At 73.8% G+C, this 17,702-nt stretch carries 14 protein-coding genes; 4 read left to right on the forward strand and 10 right to left on the reverse strand.

The genetic code is table 11. The annotated features are described in order from the left end of the window. Positions 1-4: 4 nt before the first annotated feature. Positions 5-1,258: an MFS transporter gene (locus ABD990_RS03790; protein WP_345378338.1), complete on the forward strand. Its 1,254-nt coding sequence runs from the start codon at positions 5-7 to the stop codon at positions 1,256-1,258. Positions 1,259-1,301: 43 nt separating this feature from the next. Here the strand turns inward: ABD990_RS03790 and ABD990_RS03795 are convergent, their stop codons facing one another. Both ABD990_RS03795 and ABD990_RS03800 read right to left on the reverse strand, forming a co-directional pair. Next, positions 1,302-2,636, reverse strand: a complete 1,335-nt coding sequence (locus tag ABD990_RS03795; RefSeq protein ID WP_345378340.1) for an NAD(P)/FAD-dependent oxidoreductase — start codon at positions 2,634-2,636, stop codon at positions 1,302-1,304. 139 nt (positions 2,637-2,775) lie between these two features. Beyond that, positions 2,776-3,402, reverse strand: coding sequence for an FMN-dependent NADH-azoreductase (locus ABD990_RS03800; RefSeq protein ID WP_345378341.1), 627 nt, complete (start codon positions 3,400-3,402; stop codon positions 2,776-2,778). Between the two features lie 79 nt (positions 3,403-3,481). On the opposite strand from ABD990_RS03800, the gene ABD990_RS03805 reads away from it, so the two are divergent. After that, positions 3,482-3,943: a MarR family winged helix-turn-helix transcriptional regulator gene (locus ABD990_RS03805; RefSeq protein WP_345378342.1), complete on the forward strand. Its 462-nt coding sequence runs from the start codon at positions 3,482-3,484 to the stop codon at positions 3,941-3,943. Positions 3,944-4,063: 120 nt separating this feature from the next. Here the strand turns inward: ABD990_RS03805 and icmF are convergent, their stop codons facing one another. The 5 genes from icmF to ABD990_RS03830 all read right to left on the reverse strand — a co-directional run bounded on the left by icmF (position 4,064) and on the right by ABD990_RS03830 (position 12,337). Next, positions 4,064-7,276, reverse strand: a complete 3,213-nt coding sequence (icmF, locus tag ABD990_RS03810) for a fused isobutyryl-CoA mutase/GTPase IcmF (RefSeq protein ID WP_345378343.1) — start codon at positions 7,274-7,276, stop codon at positions 4,064-4,066. 146 nt (positions 7,277-7,422) lie between these two features. Then, the gene (locus tag ABD990_RS03815) at positions 7,423-8,556 is read right to left on the reverse strand and encodes a serine/threonine-protein kinase (RefSeq protein ID WP_345378345.1); all 1,134 of its coding nucleotides are present in this window, start codon (positions 8,554-8,556) and stop codon (positions 7,423-7,425) included. A 67-nt stretch (positions 8,557-8,623) separates the two neighbouring features. Further along, on the reverse strand, positions 8,624-11,341 hold the full coding sequence (locus ABD990_RS03820; protein ID WP_345378347.1) for an ABC transporter ATP-binding protein: 2,718 nt from the start codon (positions 11,339-11,341) through the stop codon (positions 8,624-8,626). A 171-nt stretch (positions 11,342-11,512) separates the two neighbouring features. Then, positions 11,513-11,647, reverse strand: coding sequence for a hypothetical protein (locus tag ABD990_RS03825; protein WP_345378348.1), 135 nt, complete (start codon positions 11,645-11,647; stop codon positions 11,513-11,515). A 315-nt stretch (positions 11,648-11,962) separates the two neighbouring features. Then, entirely contained in the window at positions 11,963-12,337 is a 375-nt protein-coding gene (locus ABD990_RS03830) for a hypothetical protein (protein ID WP_345378349.1), read from the reverse strand. Between the two features lie 89 nt (positions 12,338-12,426). Between ABD990_RS03830 and ABD990_RS03835 the strand changes: the two genes are divergently transcribed. Next, positions 12,427-13,212, forward strand: a complete 786-nt coding sequence (locus tag ABD990_RS03835) for a maleylpyruvate isomerase family mycothiol-dependent enzyme (RefSeq protein WP_345378350.1) — start codon at positions 12,427-12,429, stop codon at positions 13,210-13,212. 24 nt (positions 13,213-13,236) lie between these two features. Here the strand turns inward: ABD990_RS03835 and ABD990_RS03840 are convergent, their stop codons facing one another. After that, positions 13,237-14,682 (reverse strand): MFS transporter, encoded by a 1,446-nt coding sequence (locus ABD990_RS03840; protein ID WP_345378351.1) that lies wholly within the window; start codon positions 14,680-14,682, stop codon positions 13,237-13,239. A gap of 83 nt (positions 14,683-14,765) precedes the next feature. Between ABD990_RS03840 and ABD990_RS03845 the strand changes: the two genes are divergently transcribed. Continuing rightward, entirely contained in the window at positions 14,766-15,506 is a 741-nt protein-coding gene (locus ABD990_RS03845; protein ID WP_345378353.1) for a TetR/AcrR family transcriptional regulator, read from the forward strand. Here ABD990_RS03845 and ABD990_RS03850 read toward each other — a convergent pair. Both ABD990_RS03850 and ABD990_RS03855 read right to left on the reverse strand, forming a co-directional pair. Next, positions 15,478-16,044 carry a GNAT family N-acetyltransferase gene (locus ABD990_RS03850; protein ID WP_345378355.1) on the reverse strand — a complete coding sequence of 189 codons (567 nt, stop codon included), beginning with the start codon at positions 16,042-16,044 and terminating at the stop codon, positions 15,478-15,480. The two genes, ABD990_RS03845 and ABD990_RS03850, sit on opposite strands and share 29 nt — an antisense overlap. Beyond that, a complete protein-coding gene (locus tag ABD990_RS03855; RefSeq protein ID WP_345378356.1) occupies positions 16,041-17,699 on the reverse strand; it encodes an alkaline phosphatase D family protein in 1,659 nt (552 codons plus the stop codon). Before ABD990_RS03855 ends, ABD990_RS03850 begins: the two co-directional genes overlap by 4 nt. Positions 17,700-17,702 lie beyond the last annotated feature (3 nt).

The following is a 17,702-nucleotide window of genomic DNA, read 5'->3' on the forward strand; positions in this document are numbered from 1 at the left end:
GGCGATGACAACGACAGCCCCTGCACCCCTCACCTCCGCCCTCGGTCACGAGCGCGGCAGCCCGGGCTACCGCCGGCTCGGGCTGGCGATGTGGTGCACCGGGCTGGCGACGTTCGTGCTGGTCTACGCGGTGCAGGGGCTGCTGCCCACGCTCGCCGACGAGTTCGGCGTGTCCTCGGGGACCTCCAGCCTGGCGCTCTCGGCAACCACGCTGACCCTGGCCCTCGCGATCGTGCCGCTCTCGGCGGTGGCCGAGGCCTGGGGCCGCGCCCGCGTGATGACGGTCGCCCTGGCCGCGTCGGCCCTCCTCGGCGTGCTGGCCCCGCTCGCCCCGACCTTCGGGGTGCTCGTCGGGATCCGGGCGGCGCAGGGCGTGGCGCTGGCCGCGCTGCCGGCGCTGGCGATGTCCCACGTGACCCGCGAGGTGGCCCCGCGGCACCTCGGCGGCGCGGTCGGGCTGCTCATCGCCGGCAACACCATCGGCGGACTGTCCGGCCGGCTGATCGCCACGGCGGTCGCGGACGTCGCGGGCTGGCGGCTCGCGCTGCTCGCCGTCGGGCTCGTGTCGCTCGCCTGCACCGTGGCCTTCCGGATGTTGCTGCCGCCGTCGGTCGCCCCGGCCGCGCCCCGCGTCCGGGTCCGCGAGCTGGGCGTGCCGATCCTGCGGCACCTGCGCGACCCGGGCCTGCTGTGCCTGTTCGGCATCGGCTTCCTGCTCATGGGCGCGTTCGTGACCGTCTACAACTACCTGGGCTTCCGGTTGCTGCGCGCACCGTTCGGGCTGCCCGCGGCGCTCGTCGCGCTGATCTTCCTCGGGTACCTGGCCGGCTCCTACGCGTCGACGGCCGCGGGCCGGCTCGGGGACCGGTTCGGCCGTCGGAAGGTGATGTGGATCGGGATCGCCGTCGCCGCCGCCGGCGCGTGGGTCACCACGCCCGCCTGGCTGCCGACGGTCCTCGCCGGGCTGCTCCTCGTCACGGTCGGGTTCTTCGCCGGCCACTCGCTGGCGAGCAGCTGGGTGGGGCGGCGCTCGTCGATGCTGGCCGAGGGCTCGCCGGGCATCGCGTCGTCGCTGTACCTGTTCGGCTACTACGCGGGCAGCAGCGTGGGCGGCACCGTCGGCGGGGTGGTGTTCGACCACGCCGGCTGGACCGGGGTCGTCGGCTACCTCACCGTGCTGCTCGCCGGCGCGCTCGCCCTGGCCCTCGCCCTCCGCCGGATCCCCGCCCCCCGCGTGACCCCCACCCGACCCCGGTGAACGGCACTCTCGCTCACACCTACTGAGCGAACGTGCCGGTCGCTCATCCTCGCCGGACGTACTCCGTGGTGTACGGGCGCGCGGCGGTGGTCGGCTCGCCGAGCGGGTACGCCCGCTCCCCGCGCCGGTTGGCCGCGAGCGCGGTCGCCCAGCTCAGCAGCGTGGTGAACCGGTTGTGCACGCCCGCGAGGAACGCGATGTGGATACCGCCCCACAGGATCCAGCCGGTGAACCCGTCGACCCGCAGCCGGCCCTTCTCCAGCAGGGCGTGCCGGCGCGAGATGTAGGCGGCGTTGCCGAGGTCCCGGTACCGGAACGGGCGCGTCGGCTTCCCGGCCAGCACCCGCCGGACGTCCTCGCCCGCGTGCCGCCCGGACTGCATCGCCACCTCGGCGACACCGGGGAGGTCGCCGAGGCTCATGACGTCGCCGACCACGCGGATCTCCGGATGCCCCGCCACGGTGAGGTCCGGCTCGACCGGGATCCGGCCCTGCCGGTCCTGCGTCACCCCGGTCTCCTTGGCGACGTTCTCCAGGAACGGGACCGCCTCGACGCCCGCGGTCCACAGGACCGTGCGGGCCTCGTAGCGGCGCTGCTCCCGCCGCCCGTCCGGGCCCGGCTTCTTCGCGGTGGTGACGATCCCGCGCTCGTCGACGTCCGTGACGTGCACGCCGAAGACGGTCTCGACACCGAGCTTGTCCAGGGCCTGCTGCGCCTTGTCGGTGAGGTTGTGGCCGAAGGACTTGAGCACCCGGTCGCCGCCGTCGAACAGCAGCACCCGCGCCTCCCGCGGGTCGATGTGCCGGTACTCGTGCTCGATCGCGTGCAGGGCGAGCTCGCGGATCTGCCCGGCCAGCTCCACCCCGGTCGGGCCGCCGCCGGCCACGGCGAAGGTGAGCCACTCCGCCCGGTCCCGCGGGTCCGGCAGGGTCTCCGCCATCTCGAACGCCCCGAGCACGCGGCGGCGGATGGCCAGCGCGTCGTCGATGGTCTTCATCCCGGGCGCGTGCACCGCGAACTCGGGGTGGCCGAGGTACGACTGCCGCATCCCCGCGGCGACGACGAGCTGGTCGTAGGGCAGCTCGAAGGTCGTCTCGTCCGGGCGTCGGGCGGTGAGCACGCGCGCGGTCGCGTCGAGGTCGCACGCCTCGCCGAGGACCACGCGCACGTTGCGGTGCCGGCGCATCAGGGTCCGCAGCGGGGTCGTGATCTGCCCCTCGGACAGCAACCCGGTGGCGCACTGGTAGAGCAGCGGCTGGAACAGCGAGGTCGTGGTCCGGTCGAGCAGCGTGACGTCCGCGTCCGCACGGGCCAGCCGGCGGGTCGCGTAGACCCCGCCGAACCCGCCGCCGACCACCACGACCTTCGGCCGCGCCATGCGTTCCCCTTCCCACGGACCGTCCGGGTCCGCATACCCGGCAGGGGCGGTGGGCATGCCGTCGTCCCGTTCCCACCCCGATGAGCGAACGGCGCTCTCGCTCACGCCTAGTGAGCGAGAGCGCCGTTCGCTCACAGGATCACCAGGTCTTGGCCAGCTCCCGGGCCCGGGCGTGGGCGGCCTGCCGGGCCGTGTCCGCGTCCGCGGTGACGAGGTTCGGGCGGAAGTGGATCTCCTCGACCTCCTCGATCCCGGCCCAGTGCAGCCAGTCGGTGAAGAAGGTGGCCTGGAAGTCGCGGCCGAACGCCGGGCCGCGGCCGGCGCCGTAGACCGCGCTGGTGTAGACGACGGCGGCCTTCTTCCCGTGGAGCAGCCCCGTGTACCCCTGCTCCGGGTCGAAGCCGAACACCAGGCCCGGTTGGCTGATCACGTCGATCAGCTGTTTGAGCACGTAGGGCACGCCGGCGTTCCACATCGGGACGCTGAACAGGTAGCGGTCGGCCGCGTCGAACCGGCGGAACTCGGCGGTCGCCGCGGCCCACGCCGCCGCGCCCTCGCCCTCGGGCTCCCGGCCGGCGAACACCGCCATCTTCGCCTCGGCGGCCGGGGGGCCGAAGGCCGGCAGCGTGCCGTCCCACAGGTCGCGGTGGGCGATCTCGGCGTCGGGGTGGGTCTCGGCGTAGACGTCGAGGAAGGTCCTCGCGATCGCGCGCGACTCGGAGGCGGCCCCGCGGGGCGAGGCGGCGACGTGCAGCAGGCGGGTCATGGGACTCCTTCGAGAAGAGGTGCGTGCGCACGCACAGGATAAGCACGATGTGTGCGCACGCACAAGCTATGCTGCGCGCATGGATCCCGACGACGCGGGCGTGGCGGCCTGGGCCGCGCTGCTGCGGACCCATGCCGCGGTGCTCCGCGAGCTGGAACGCGACATGGAGCGCTCCCAGGGCATGCCGCTGACCTGGTACGACGTGCTGCTGGAGCTCGGCTCGGCCCCGGACCGCCGGCTGCGGATGCAGGAGTTGGGGGAGCGGGCGGTGGTGTCGCGCTCGCGGGTCAGCCGGATCGTCGACGAGCTGGTGCGGGCCGGGCTCGTGGTGCGCGAGCAGGACCCGGCCGACCGGCGGGGGAGCTGGGCGGTCCTGACGCCCGCGGGCCGGGAGCGGCTGCGCGCGGCGGCTCCGGGCTACCTCGACGGGATCGGGCGGCACTTCGCCGACCACCTGACGCCCGAGGAGCGCGACGCGATCACGGCCGGCCTGCAGCGTGTCCTCGCCGCCCATGCCGCTGAGCGGCCCGGGCCGAGGTGAGCGAGCGGCGCTCTCGCTCACTAGGAATGAGTGAAAGCGCCGTTCGCTCACCGGGTCGTGAGAAGGGTGTCGCCCCGCACTGACCAGGTGCGGGGCGACGGGGGGTGGGAGGGGCGCCGGCTACATGTTGCGCCGGTACTGGCCCCCCACCTCGAAGAAGGCATCCGTGAGCTGCCCCAGCGAGCAGACCCGGGCGGCCTTCATCAGCTCGTCGAACACGTTGCCCTCGCCGGTGGCGACGTCCTGCAGCCGGCGGATCGCCTGCTCGGCCTCGGCCTTGTTCCGGGCCTGGAAGTCCGCCAGCCGCTGGAGCTGGGACTGCTTCTCGGCCTCCGTGCCGCGGGCCAGCTCGATCTCGACGGGCTCGTCCTCCTCCGGCTTGCGGAAGGTGTTCACGCCGATGATCGGGAGCTCGCCGGTGTGCTTGCGGTGCTCGTAGAGCATCGACTCGTCCTGGATCTTGCCGCGCTGGTAGCCCGTCTCCATCGCGCCCAGCACGCCGCCGCGCTCGGCGATCCGGTCGAACTCGGCGAGCACGGCCTCCTCGACGAGGTCGGTCAGCTCGTCGACGACGAACGAGCCCTGCAGCGGGTTCTCGTTCATCGACAGGCCCCACTCGCGGTTGATGATCAGCTGGATCGCCATCGCGCGCCGCACCGAGGACTCGGTCGGGGTGGTGATCGCCTCGTCGTAGGCGTTGGTGTGCAACGAGTTCGCGTTGTCGTAGAGCGCGCAGAGGGCCTGCAGGGTGGTCCGGATGTCGTTGAAGTTCATCTCCTGCGCGTGCAGGGACCGGCCCGACGTCTGGACGTGGTACTTCAGCTTCTGCGAGCGCTCGTTGGCGCCGTACTTCTCCCGCATCGCCACGGACCAGATCCGCCGCGCGACCCGGCCGATCACCGTGTACTCGGCGTCCATGCCGTTGGAGAAGAAGAAGGACAGGTTCGGCGCGAAGTCGTCGATGTCCATGCCCCGCGCGAGGTAGCTCTCCACGAACGTGAAGCCGTTGGACAGCGTGAACGCGAGCTGGCTGATGGGGTTCGCCCCGGCCTCGGCGATGTGGTAGCCCGAGATCGACACGGAGTAGAAGTTCCGCACGTTGTGCCGGATGAACCACTCCTGGATGTCCGCCATCATCCGGAGCGAGAACTCGGTGGAGAAGATGCAGGTGTTCTGGCCCTGGTCCTCCTTGAGGATGTCGGCCTGCACCGTGCCGCGGACGTTCGCGTAGGCGAAGGCGGTCAGCTCCTCGCGCTCGGCCTCGTCCGGCTCGCGGCCCTCCTCCTCGCGGAACTTGTCGATCTGCTGGTCCACCGCGGCGTTGAGGAAGAACGCCAGGATCGTCGGCGCCGGTCCGTTGATCGTCATCGACACGGAGGTCGTGGGCGAGCAGAGGTCGAAGCCCGCGTAGAGCTCCTTCATGTCGTCCAGCGTCGCGATCGAGACGCCGGACGTGCCGACCTTGCCGTAGATGTCCGGGCGGGTGTCCGGGTCGTGCCCGTAGAGCGTCACCGAGTCGAACGCCGTCGAGAGCCGCTTGGCCTCGGAGTCCGCGGACAGGTACTTGAACCGGCGGTTGGTGCGGAACGGGTCGCCCTCGCCGGCGAACATGCGGGCCGGGTCCTCGCCCTCCCGCTTGAACGGGAACACCCCGGCGGTGAAGGGGAACCTCCCGGGCAGGTTCTCCCTGCGCAGGAAGCGCAGCAGCTCCGCGTCCTCCGTGTAGCGCGGCAGGGACACGCGCGGGATCTTGTTGCCGGACAGCGTCTCCCGGGTGAGCTGGGTGCGCAGCTCCTTGTCCCGGACCTTCACCACGAGCTCGTCGCCCGAGTAGTCCTCGACGACCTGCGGCCAGGTGTCGAGCAGCTGCGCGGACTCGCTCGACAGGTCCTGCTCGGCCTTCTCCAGGGCCTCGTCGACGCTGTCGCCGACGAGCTCCCTGGCGGTGCGCAGGTGCTGGCGGACCCGGGCCTTGGTGGCCTCGGACTCGGTCTCGGCGTGGTAGTTGCGCACGGTCTCGGCGATCTCGGCCAGGTAGCGCACCCGCTCCGGCGGGATCACCGCGGCGTACTCGGTCGAGGTCTTGCGGTCCACCTTCGGCAGCCGGCCCTCGTGCAGCGTCAGGCCGTTCTCGGACAGCAGCTCGCCGAGCTCGTGGTACAGCGCGGTCACGCCGTCGTCGTTGAAGGTGGCGGCGGAGGTGCCGTAGACCGGCATGTCCTCCCAGCTCGCGCCGAACTCCTCGCGGTTGCGCACGAGCTGGCGGCCCACGTCCCGGCGCGCGTCCTCGGCGCCGCGGCGCTCGAACTTGTTGATCGCCACGACGTCCGCGAAGTCCAGCATGTCGATCTTCTCGAGCTGCGATGCGGCGCCGAACTCCGGCGTCATCACGTACAGCGAGCGGTCGACGAAGGGCACGATGCCGGCGTCGCCCTGGCCGATGCCCGGGGTCTCGACGACGACCAGGTCGAACCCGGCCGCCTTGAGCACCGAGATGACGTCGCCGAGGTTCTCCGGGATGACGCCGTCGTTCCCGCGGGTGGCGAGCGAACGGAAGTAGACCTGGTCGCCCTTGAGCGCATTCATCCGGATCCGGTCGCCGAGCAGCGCGCCGCCGCCCTTGCGCCGGGTCGGGTCCACGGCCAGCACCGCGATCCGGAGCTTGTCCTCCTGGTCGAGGCGGAAGCGGCGGACCAGCTCGTCGGTGAGCGAGGACTTGCCGGAGCCGCCGGTGCCGGTGATGCCCAGGACCGGGACCTGCTTCTCGGAGGCCTTGACCCGCTCCAGCACCTCGGCCGGCAGCGCGCCGGACTCGGCCAGGGTCAGCGCCCGGGCGAGGGTCGCGGTCTCGCCGGTGAACACGCCGTCGTACGACGCCGGGGGCTCGGCCGTGAGGTCGGTGTCGCACTCCCGGATCATCAGGTTAATCATGCCGGGCAGGCCCATGCTCTGGCCGTCGTCCGGCGAGAAGATCCGCGAGACGCCGCGGGAGTGCAGCAGCTCGATCTCCTCGTGGACGATCACGCCGCCGCCCCCGCCGTACACCTTGACGTGCCCGGCGCCGCGCTCGCGCAGCAGCTCGACGAGGTAGGAGAAGTACTCGACGTGCCCGCCCTGGTACGAGCTGATGGCGACGCCCTGCACGTCCTCCTGGATGGCCGCGGTGACGACCTCGTCGACCGAGCGGTTGTGCCCGAGGTGGATCACCTCGGCGCCCTGCCGCTGCAGGATCCGCCGCATGATGTTGATCGCCGCGTCGTGCCCGTCGAACAGGCTCGCGGCCGTCACGAAGCGGATCGGGTTCTTCGGGACGTAGAGCTCGCTGTCACCCATGGATCGGACCTCCTGCACGACGACGTACCCCGCACATTTAGTTTGACATCCTAGTATCGGACGTACAAGAGATCACGATGTGACGTCGGTCGGAGGCGTCCCCGCAGCTCAGCACGGGGTCGACGGGGCGGGGCGCCCTTCCGGAACTACAGGAGGGCGTCGAGCGCGGTGTGCACCTCGGCGAGCGTGGGGCGGGCGGCGGGATCGGTGAGCAGGCACCCGTCGAGCACCGACGCCACGCGCACCGGGAGCCGGCGCCGCGACCGGAGCCGGGGCGCGGCCCTGAGCAGCTGCGGGTAGAGCCGGCCGAGCTCGGCCCGCGGGTGCGTCGAGTCGGTGCGGGAGAGGCTGTGCGAGCCGGTCTGCTCCGGGTCAGCCACGCCGTCGGGGAAGGGGCGGACGCCGGTCGCGGCCTCGTGCAGGACCACGCCGACCGCCCACACGTCCGTCGCCGGCGTGACGATCCCGCCGAGGATCTGCTCGGGCGCCATGTAGCGCGCGCTGCCGACCTCGGCCGGCGCCGGACCGGGCGCGCGGGCGAGCGCGAGGTCGATCACCCGGGTCACGCCGGCGCTCACCACGATGTTGCTGGGCTTGACGTCGCAGTGCACCCGGCCGTGCTCGTGCAGGTACCGCAGTGCCGCGCCGAGCTGCTGGCCGAGGTGCGCGAGCGCGGCCTCCGGGAAGCGGCCGTAGCTGTCGAGCGCGTCGGACAGGGTGCCGCCGGGCAGCGACTCCAGCACCATCACGGGGTTCGGGCCGCGCTCGTCGACGAGGTCGAGCAGTCGCACGATGTAGGGGTGGCGCAGCGCGCGCAGCAGCTTGGCCTCGCGCAGCAGCCCGCGCCGGGTCCGGACGTCGCCCACCAGGTCGGGGCGGAGCACCTTCGCCACGGTGTGACAGTGGTGGACGGCGCTCCACGCGTCGTAGGTGTCGTAGTCCTCGCCGCGGCGCAGGTGCTGGACCACGGTGTAGCCCGGCGCGACCTCCCGGCCGGGCGGGAGCGGGGCGGGGCCGTCGAGCGCCGTGTCCGGCTCCGCCGTCGCGTCGACGTCCGACCCGACGGGCTCGGGAGCGGGCGCCGAGGTGGGCCCGGAGCCGGGTGCCGGAGGGGGCCCGGCCTGTGCCTCGCCGACGTCCGCGGGCGTGCGGCGGGGATGACGGCGCGTCGTCTCGGCGGCGACCCCGCCGGCGAGGCCGCGGCCGCGGCGGGCCCCGCCGACCCGCACCTCCCGGAGCTCGCCCGGAGCCGGGTCCGGCTCCAGGGCGGCGGCACTCATCGCGCGCACCGGTCCGGCCCGGGCCGGCGGTGACGCCGGCCCGGGCACGGGGCGACCCGGAGGTCGGTCACCGCCGACCGCCGTGGCGCGCGCTCCAGCCGGTGGTCACGCCGAGGTCCGCGCTGTCCGCTCCCCGCATCCCGTCGACCCCCGCACCGAACCCTGCGCCGTCGAATCGTGCGCCGTCGAATCCCACGCGGCCGATCCTCGCGCGATGCCGCCCGCCGGGCACCTCGGAGCTCCCGTCGACGGTGGCGAAGCGCTCCGTGGGAGCGGCGTCCGGTCCGGTCGTGGGGCCGCCCGACGGGCCCGTCACCGGCTCGACGACGGTCGTCCGGCGGGCCGGGAGCGCCCAGCGGGACAACGCCTCCGGTCCGGACACGGGCGCGAGCTCGGAGAGCCCGACGTGCGGGCCCGGGGTCCGGAAGGTCGGCAGCAGCGTGGTCTCGGCCCAGGGGTCGGCGGGCCAGGAGGCCGTGCGGGCGTCCGCGACGTCGTCGCCGAAGTCGTCGTCGCCGAACCTCGCGTCGAGCTCGGCGTCGAGCTCGTCGAGCGCCGCGAGCTGGGCGAGGTCGTCCCGCAGTGACGCCGGGAGCTCCTCGGCCGCGGGCTCCTCGCCGGGGTGGTGCAGCCGGTAGAGCTCGGCGTAGCCGAGGCTGCGGGTGAGCAGCTCGCGGTGCCGCCCCGTGGCGGTGATCCGGCCGTCCTCGAGATACACGATCTGGTCGGCGTCGGTCACGGTGAGCAGGTTGTGGCTGATCACGAGCGTGGTGCGGCCCGCCATCAGCCGGCGCAGCGGGGTGAGGACGCGCTCGGTCGCAGCCGCGTCGAGCCCGGTCGTCGGCTCGTCGAGGATCAGCACGGGGGCGTCCCGGACCATCGCCCGCGCGATCGCCAGCCGCTGCCGCTGCCCGCCGGAGAGCAGCCGGCCGCGCTGGCCGACCCGGGTGTCGTAGCCGTCGGGCAGGGCGGTGATGAACTCGTGGGCGTCCGCGGCCCGGGCCGCCTCGACGATCTCGGCCTCGCTCGCGTCGGGCCGGCCCCACAGGATGTTCTCGCGCACCGTGCCGTCGAACACGAGCGTCTCCTGCAGCAGCGCCGCCACGTTGCGCCGGACGTCCGCGAGCGCGAGCTCGCGGAGGTCGTGGCCGTCGAGGACCACCGAGCCGGCGTCCGGGTCGTAGAAGCGCAGCAGCAGCTTCGTCAGCGTGGTCTTTCCGGCGCCGCTCGGCCCGACCACCGCCACGGTGTGTCCCCGCGGCACGAGGATCGACACGCGCTCCAGCGCGGGCTCCGCGGTCCCCGGGTAGGTGAAGGTGACGTCCTCGAGCCGCAGGTCGCCGCGCGCCCGCTCGATCCGGACCGGGTCGGGCCGGTCGGTGACCTGGGGCTTCTCGTCCAGCAGTTCGATCACGCGCTCGGCGCCCGCCGCCGCGGCGTAGATCGTGGTGCCCATCTCACCGAAGCCGCGGACCGGCCCGAACAGCTGGCTCAGGTACCCGGTGAAGACGAGCAGGCCGCCGAGGGTCAGGTTGCCCCGGGACATCTGCCAGATGCCGACGCCGAGGACGGTCAGCACGCCGACGACCTCGAGCATCCCGACGAGCGGCCCGAACAGCGACTTGAGCCGCACGGCCACCATCTGAGCGGCGAAGGCGCCGCGGCTCTCCCGGTGGAACCGCTCGGTCTCGCTCGCCTGCCGGCCGTAGGCCTGCACGAGAGCGACGTTGCCGAGGCTCTCCTCCGCGACGGCCGCGATGCCGCCCGTGCGCCGCCGCTTCTCCCGGGACGCCGTCTTGATCCGGCGGGCGAAGAACCGCGAGGCGAGGCCGAACACCGGAGCGGCCGCGACGGCGATCAGCGCCAGCTGCCAGTTCAGGTAGAAGAGCAACGCGGTGAAGACGATCACCTGGACGCCGTACGTCACGGCCACCGCGACACCCGTCAGGACGAGTTCCTCGATCGCGCCGATGTCGCTCGACAACCGCGACATCACGTCACCGAGTTGGCGCCGTTCGAAGAATCCGAGCGAGAGTCGCTGCAGATGCGCGAACACGTGAGTGCGGAGGACGAGGACGAATCGCTCGCCGACCCAGGCGGAGATGTACGAGTCGAAATAGTCGATCACCCCGCCCACGACGGAGATCACCAGATAGGCGCCGATCACCCACGGCAGCAACGCATAGTTCTGCGGCGTGAGCACGTCGTCGATGAGGATCTTGAACAGCCACAGGCTCGCGGCGACGGCGAGCGGGCCGAGCGCGGAGAGGAACAGGCCCAGCGCGAAGCGGCCGCGGAAGCCCGCGGTGTGCGGCCAGAACCGGCGGAAGATCTGCCGGACCGTGAGGTGGGGGGCCTCGGGCAGCAGGGCCCCCGCGTCGCGGAGCGGACCGGCGGGGCCGGGATCGGGATCGGCGTCGGGGGCCGGCCGGCCGCCTGTGCCGGCGTCGTCGGCCGGCTCGACGGCGACGGCCGGGAAGGGCTCCGGGGTCGGTTCCGGCTCGACGACCAGGCTCGACACCGGGGGTCCGGTGACCGCGCCGACCTCGATGGCGGCGGTGGCCGCGGTGGTGTCGGCCTCGTCGCGCGCGGCGGTCTCCGGGAGAGCGTCGGCCGCACGGGCGTCGGTGGGCCCGACGGGCTCGATTGGCTCGACTGGCTCGGCGGGCTCGGCCGGCCCGGGCGCCGCAGCGGCCTCGAGGGCCGCGGTGAGCTCGGCGGCGGGCCGGGCCGCACGGCTGGATCCGCGCCTCGTCGCGCGGTGACGGGCGGTGGTGGACGGCATCGTCACGTGCCTCCGGTGGTCCGGGAGGGATCGGGGGAGTGCGGGGGCCGGATCGTCGGGGGAGAGGGTGGGGCGGGGCGACGGGGAGGGCGACGGGGAAGACGACGACGGCCCCTCCCACCGCAGCGCGGGAGGGGCCGCCGCACGAGCATCGCTCTCAGAGCACCCGGGTCACTTGTGCCCGTGCTTCTTGTGCTTCTTGCCGTGCGACTTGCTCCACGACTTCTTCGACTCCGAGCACTTGTCGTGCTTCTTCGGCTTCTCGGGACGGCCGGGGCCAGGGAACAGCAGAGCGAAGGGGTCCATCTCTCTTCTCCTCTTCCGGGGACGCGGCGCTATTCGCACCGCGTATCCCGCCTAAAGCGCGAGAGGGAAAGAGGTTGCGACGTTCTCGACACGCCACTCGATCGGGCTAAACGGTGGGTGATCGGAAGGCGTGCGGCGTCCGGGCGAGGCCGCCACGACCAGGTGATGTGATCGGGCCGTGATCGATCACCCGGAGCGTCGGAAGACCGTACTGCCTGCTGTGAGAGTCGTCACGACGGGTCGTCCCGGATGGTCCGGGTCGTCCCGTGGTCACTCTCCGCGGGGACCGGGGGAGATCTCGGGAGGTGCGGCGCCTCAGGCCGCGCGGCGCTCGGTCAGTGGATCGACGACGGACTCCACCGCCTCCTCGAGGGCGTCGGACACCTCGGACACCGTCTCCTTGACCGTGCCGACGACCTCGGCCCCCACGACCTCGACGACCTCCACGCCGCTCGCGCCCGTCAGCGCGGGCGGCGCACCGGCCGCGCGCCGCGCCCGGACCCGCCGGCGCAGGACCCGCGCCGCGACCGTGCCGGTCGCTCCGATGAGGGCGAGGGCGGCCCCGGACAGCACGATGGGGAGGATCCCTGCGTCGGGGAACACCGCGATGAGCACGAACGAGGAGAGGGGCCACCACAGCAGGGATCGTCCCGCACCGTGGCGCGTCCAGTCGTGATGCTCGGGCGCCATGGAGATCGCTTACCCAGGCCGGTGACGGATCATGCGTCGGGTCGGGAAGAAGGGGCGGCCGGCGGCGCGGTGTGGGTTAGGTTCCCGTCATGAGCGACACCGCCCCCACCACACCCGCGCTCGACGTCCGCGCCGCCCTCCTCGGGGAGAACGCCCGGTTCGCCGAGCTGGTGCGCACCGCCGACCACGGCACCGAGGTCCCGACCTGCCCGGGCTGGACGCTGACCCAGCTGCTGCGCCACGTCGGGCGCGGCCACCGGTGGGCGGCCACGATGATCACGGAGCGGGTCACGGAGCGGCTGGACCCCCGTGAGGTCCCCGGCGGGAAGCCGCCCGCGGACCTCGACGGGACCGTCGCGTGGCTCCGCGAGAGCGCGCAGGCCGTGCTCGACGCCGTCGACGCCGTCGGGCCGGACGCCCCCGCGTGGACCTTCACCGGGCCGAAGCCCGCCGCCTGGTGGATCCGCCGGCGGCTGCACGAGGAGACCGCACACCGGGCGGACGCGCAGCTCGCACTGGGGCAGGACAGCGACCTCGACCCGGTGCTCGCGGCCGACGGGCTGTCCGAGTGGCTCGACCTCGTGGCGGCCCGCCGCGGGCGCGAGCTGCTGCCCGAGGGCGTCACGCTGCACCTGCACGCCACGGACGGCGACCTCGGTCCGGCGGGGGAGTGGACGGTGCGCCCGGACGGCGAGGGCGAGCGGGCCGGGATCGCCTGGGAGCACGGGCACGCCAAGGGCACCGTCGCGGTCCGCGGGCCCGCCACCGTCCTCTACCTCGCCGCGCTGCGCCGGGTGCCCGCCGACGACCCCCGGCTGGAGGTCTTCGGCGACCGCTCCGCCTTCGACGCCTGGCTCGCCGCCACCCCGTTCTGAGGTCGCCGGCCCCGCCGGCGGGCGTCAGGCCGCGGCCGGCTCCGGCGCCTCCTCGGGCGCCGGCCCGGCCGTCCCGGCCCGCCGGGGGAGCAGCACGGTCAGCGCACCGGCGACGACGGTCGTCACCGCCACCACGACCAGCACCACCCGGAAGCCCGCGGTCATCCCCGCACCCGCGGTCACCTGGAACCACACCGTGCCCACCGTGGCGACCCCGACGGCGGCGCCGAGCTGCTGGACGGCGTTGAGCACGCCCGAGGCCGAGCCGACCAGGGGGCCGTCGACGCCGGCCAGCACGATGTCGAAGAAGGGCGCGAGCAGCACGCCCATCCCGGCGCCGCAGACGACCAGCGCCGGGGCCAGCGACCACCCGGTGACCGGGTTGGACCCGAGGGCCGGCAGCAGGCCGAGCACCCCGGCCGTCATCACGCCCGCCCCGAGCTGGATCGCACCGCGGCCCAGGCGCGGGGCGAGCACGCCCGCGCCGAGCACCGAGCCCGCCGCCACCCCGAGCGCCCACGGGGCCTGGGTCAGCCCGGCCTCCAGTGGGGTGAAGCCCAGCTCGAGCTGCAGGTAGAGGCCCAGCACCAGGACCAGCCCGGTCATACCCGCGAAGAACACCAGACCGACGACCGTGCCGCCGGTGAACGCCCGGATGCGGAAGAGCGCGGGCTCCACCAGCGGCGGGCGGCCCGCCCGGCTGCGCCGCACCTGGTGCCACCCGAACACCGCGAGCAGCGGGACCGCAGCCACCGGCAGTACCACCGCCCACACCGGCCAGCCGAGCTCCCGGCCCTGCACCAGCGGGACGACGGCCACGGCCAGGCCCAGCCCGGCCAGCAGCATCCCGCCGAGGTCGAGGGACCGGAGACCGCCCCGGACGTCCTCGGCCCGCGACTCCGGCAGCACGGCCCACGCCAGGGCCAGACCGGCGAGCCCGATCGGCACGTTGACCAGGAAGACCGCGCGCCAGCCGAGCCCGGCCACGTCGGCGGCGACGAGCGCGCCCGCCACGATCGGGCCCGCCACCGCGGCCAGCCCGATCGCGGGCCCGAAGGTCCCGAAGGCGCGGCCGAGCTCCGCGGGCGGGAACGCGGTCCGCACGATGCCGAAGCCCTGCGGGACGAGCACGGCCCCACACAGCCCCTGCAGCACCCGGAAGGCGATCAGCGCGCCCGGCGTCGTCGCCAGCCCGCAGAGGGCGGAGGTCAGGACGAACCCGGCCAGCCCGACCAGGAAGACCCGGCGCCGGCCGAGCAGGTCGCCGAGGCGCGCCCCGGTCACCAGCCCGACGGCGTAGGCGAGCGTGTAGCCGGCGGCGACCCACTGGATGGTGGTCGCGCCGCCGCCGAGGTCACGCTGAACGGACGGGGCGGCGACCCCGACGATCGTCGCGTCCAGCAGGTCCATGATCTCGGCGACCAGCACCGCGCCGAGCGCGAGCCACCGCCACCGGTACGGCGTGTCCACGACGTCCCCCTCCTGACGAACACTGTTCGAAGCGAACGCCGTTCTACTCCCGAACACTGTTCGCGTCAAATAGAATCGTCGATGTGGAGCACGACCTGCCCGAGCCGCCCTGGCGCACCCCGCGCAAGCAGCCGGCGCGTCGCTCCCTGTCGAGGGAGGCGATCGTCGAGGCCGCGATGGGCGTGCTGCGCAAGGAGGGGATCGACGGCGTGAGCATGCGCCGGGTCGCGACCGAGCTGTCGACGGGCGCGGCCTCCCTCTACGCGCACGTCGCGAACAAGGACGAGCTCGTCGAGCTGCTGTTCGACGAGGTCGTCGCGGAGATCCCGCTGCCGGAGCCCGACCCGGCACGGTGGCGGGAGCAGCTGACCCAGCTCTGGGTCGACTCGCGGGCCGCGCTGATGCGCTACCGGGACATCGCCCGGGCCGCGCTCGGGTCGGTCCCGCTCGGCCCCAACGCCCTGCGCGTCACCGAGACGACGATGCAGCTGCTGCGGCTGGGCGGGGTCCCCGACCAGGCGATCGCCTGGGCCACGGACGTCGTGGGGCTCTACGTCAGCGCGAGCGCGGTGGAGGGCGCGATGCGGGCCCAGCGCGAGGAGGGCCGGCTGGACGCACGGGGCCGGTACATCCAGGGCGAGGACCAGGCCCGCCAGCTGCAGGAGTACTTCGCGGCGCTGCCGGCGGACCGCTTCCCGACCTTCGTCGCGCTGCTGCCCCACCTGACCACGGGCACGGACGACGAGCGGTTCCGGTTCGGCCTGGACCTGCTGGTCGGCGGCCTGACGGGGCTGGCTACAGGTCCCCGGGCAGCAGGTCCATGAGCAGCCCGTCGTGCCAGGTGCCGTCGGCGGCACGCTCGTAGTTCCGCATCACGCCGACCCGCCGGAACCCGACCCGCTCGTAGCTGCGGATCGCCCGCTCGTTCGTCGCGGCCGGGTCGATGACGATCCGGTGGTGCCCGCGCACGTCGAACAGGTGCCGGGCGAGGGTGCGCACGGCGTCGGCCCCGAGACCCTGCCCGTGCGCGTCCGGGTGGAGGGCGACGTCGATGCCCGCGTGCCGGTAGTCGGGGTCCTCCTCCTCGTGGAACATGATCAGCCCGACGGTCTCGCGGTAGGCCTCGACGGCGTAGCAGTGCGGGCCGAGCAGCTCCCGGCGCACGCGCTCGAGGTCGTAGCCGGCCCACCAGCGCGCGACCTCGGGGTGCTGCAGGACCTGCAGGAACTCGCCGACGTGCCGCGGTTCGGTGGGCCGCAGCACCACGGTCTGCCCGGCCAGCGCGCCGGTGCCGTCCGTCTCGGGCGGCTCGTCGCCGCGCAGGGGGACCGCGCCGGGTCCCGGGTGTCCGAGCATGCTCATGCGTGGTCCTCCGCGCTGAGGGTGACGCGGGCCCGTTCGTGGAGCGCGGCGGCGGACCGGGGCTTCTCGAAGAGCACCTCGGCGCGCCTGCCGTCGACGAGCAGGGTCGCGATGTGGTTGCCGAAGAGGGGAGTGCCGACCCGGTCCCACCGCAGGCCGGGTGCCGGGGCGCCGTGGTGGGCGGCCCAGGCCCGGGCCCACGCGGCGGCGGGCTTCGACCAGGCGAGCGTGAACGCGGCCCGGATGGCGCCCGGGACGTGGTTGTGCACCGGGGAGCAGACGACCTGGTGGACGCGCGCCCCACCGGCGGGCACGTCGGGCAGCTCCGCCCGGGCCGTGTAGCTGTGGTGCACGTCACCGGACAATACCGTCACGGTCGCGGGCGGCCGCGGGCCGGCGACCCCGCGGGCGGCCCGCCCGACCAGCGCGCCCATCCGGTCGAACGAGGACCGGAACGCCGGCCAGTGCTCCATGTCCGCGGCCTGCCGGACGGCCTCGCCGATCCGGCCGCGGAGCCCGGGCCGGGCGGCCGCGATCTCGTTCACCGTCTCCAGGTCGCCGAGGGCGGGCGGGAGCAGCCAGGGCACGGAGGTGCCGAGCAGCACGTGGTCGACCGGCACGCCCCCGGCGCCCGGTGCCGTGACCTGCTCCTCGACCCAGGAGAACTCGCGGTCGCCGAGCATGAGGTGCTCGCCGCCGTCGAGGATCCGCGAGTTGCGGGAGTCGATCATCACCAGCCGGCTGCGGCCCATGTCCCAGCGGAAGCTGAAACGCAGCCCCTTGTTCCCGTCCTCCTCGGCGTCGGCGCGGTCGGCCAGGTCCACCAGCAGCGGCCAGACGTCGCCCTCCGCGGCCTGCACCTTCGTCCAGTCCGGGTTCTCGGCCAGCTCCTCGGGGGAGAGGTTGCCCAGGTGCTGGTAGACCCAGTACGAGGCCAGCGCCGAGCGGATGCGGTCGCGCCACCAGGGCGTGCGGGCCATCTCCGCGCGCCAGGTCGCCGAGGTGTTCCAGTCGTCCCGCACGTCGTGGTCGTCGAAGATCATCGCCGTCGGCACGGTCGACATCACCCAGCGGATCTCCGGGTCGATCCACGAGTCCCGGTACAGGCCGACGTACTCGTCGAAGCCCACGATCTCGTCGTCCGGCCAGTCGGGGTGCCGGTCCCGGCGCCCGGCGATCCGCCGGCGGGTCTGCGGGGTGAGCTCGTCGGCGTACACCTGGTCGCCGAGCAGCAGCAGCGCCGAGGGCCACTCCTCGGCGGGGGCGCCGGCCATCCGTGCGGCGTACGCGTCGAGCGCGTCGAGGCCGTAGAGCGCCGCCTGCTTCCGGTCGGAGAGCTTGACGTAGCGGCAGGACCCGAACACGACCCGCGCCCGCCCGGCGGTGCGCGGCCCGCGGGTGGGGATCACGCTCGGCGGGAACGGGCTGTGCGGCAGCGGCCACACCCGCTCGCCGTCGACGTGCACCTCGTACGGGATCCGGGCGTCCGGCTCGAGTCCGGTCACCGTGACCAGCGCGTAGTGGTGCCCCGCGACCTCGAAGGTGGGCGCGGTGCTGCCGAGGACCTCGACCGTGGCCGGTGCCGCCGTCTGCACCCAGACGAGCGCCGTGGTCTCGCCGACGTGCCGGAGGACGGGGCCGAGGAGGAGGGTCACCTG

Source organism: Pseudonocardia yuanmonensis (genome assembly GCF_039542425.1).
In the GTDB taxonomy this organism is placed as follows: domain Bacteria; phylum Actinomycetota; class Actinomycetes; order Mycobacteriales; family Pseudonocardiaceae; genus Pseudonocardia; species Pseudonocardia yuanmonensis.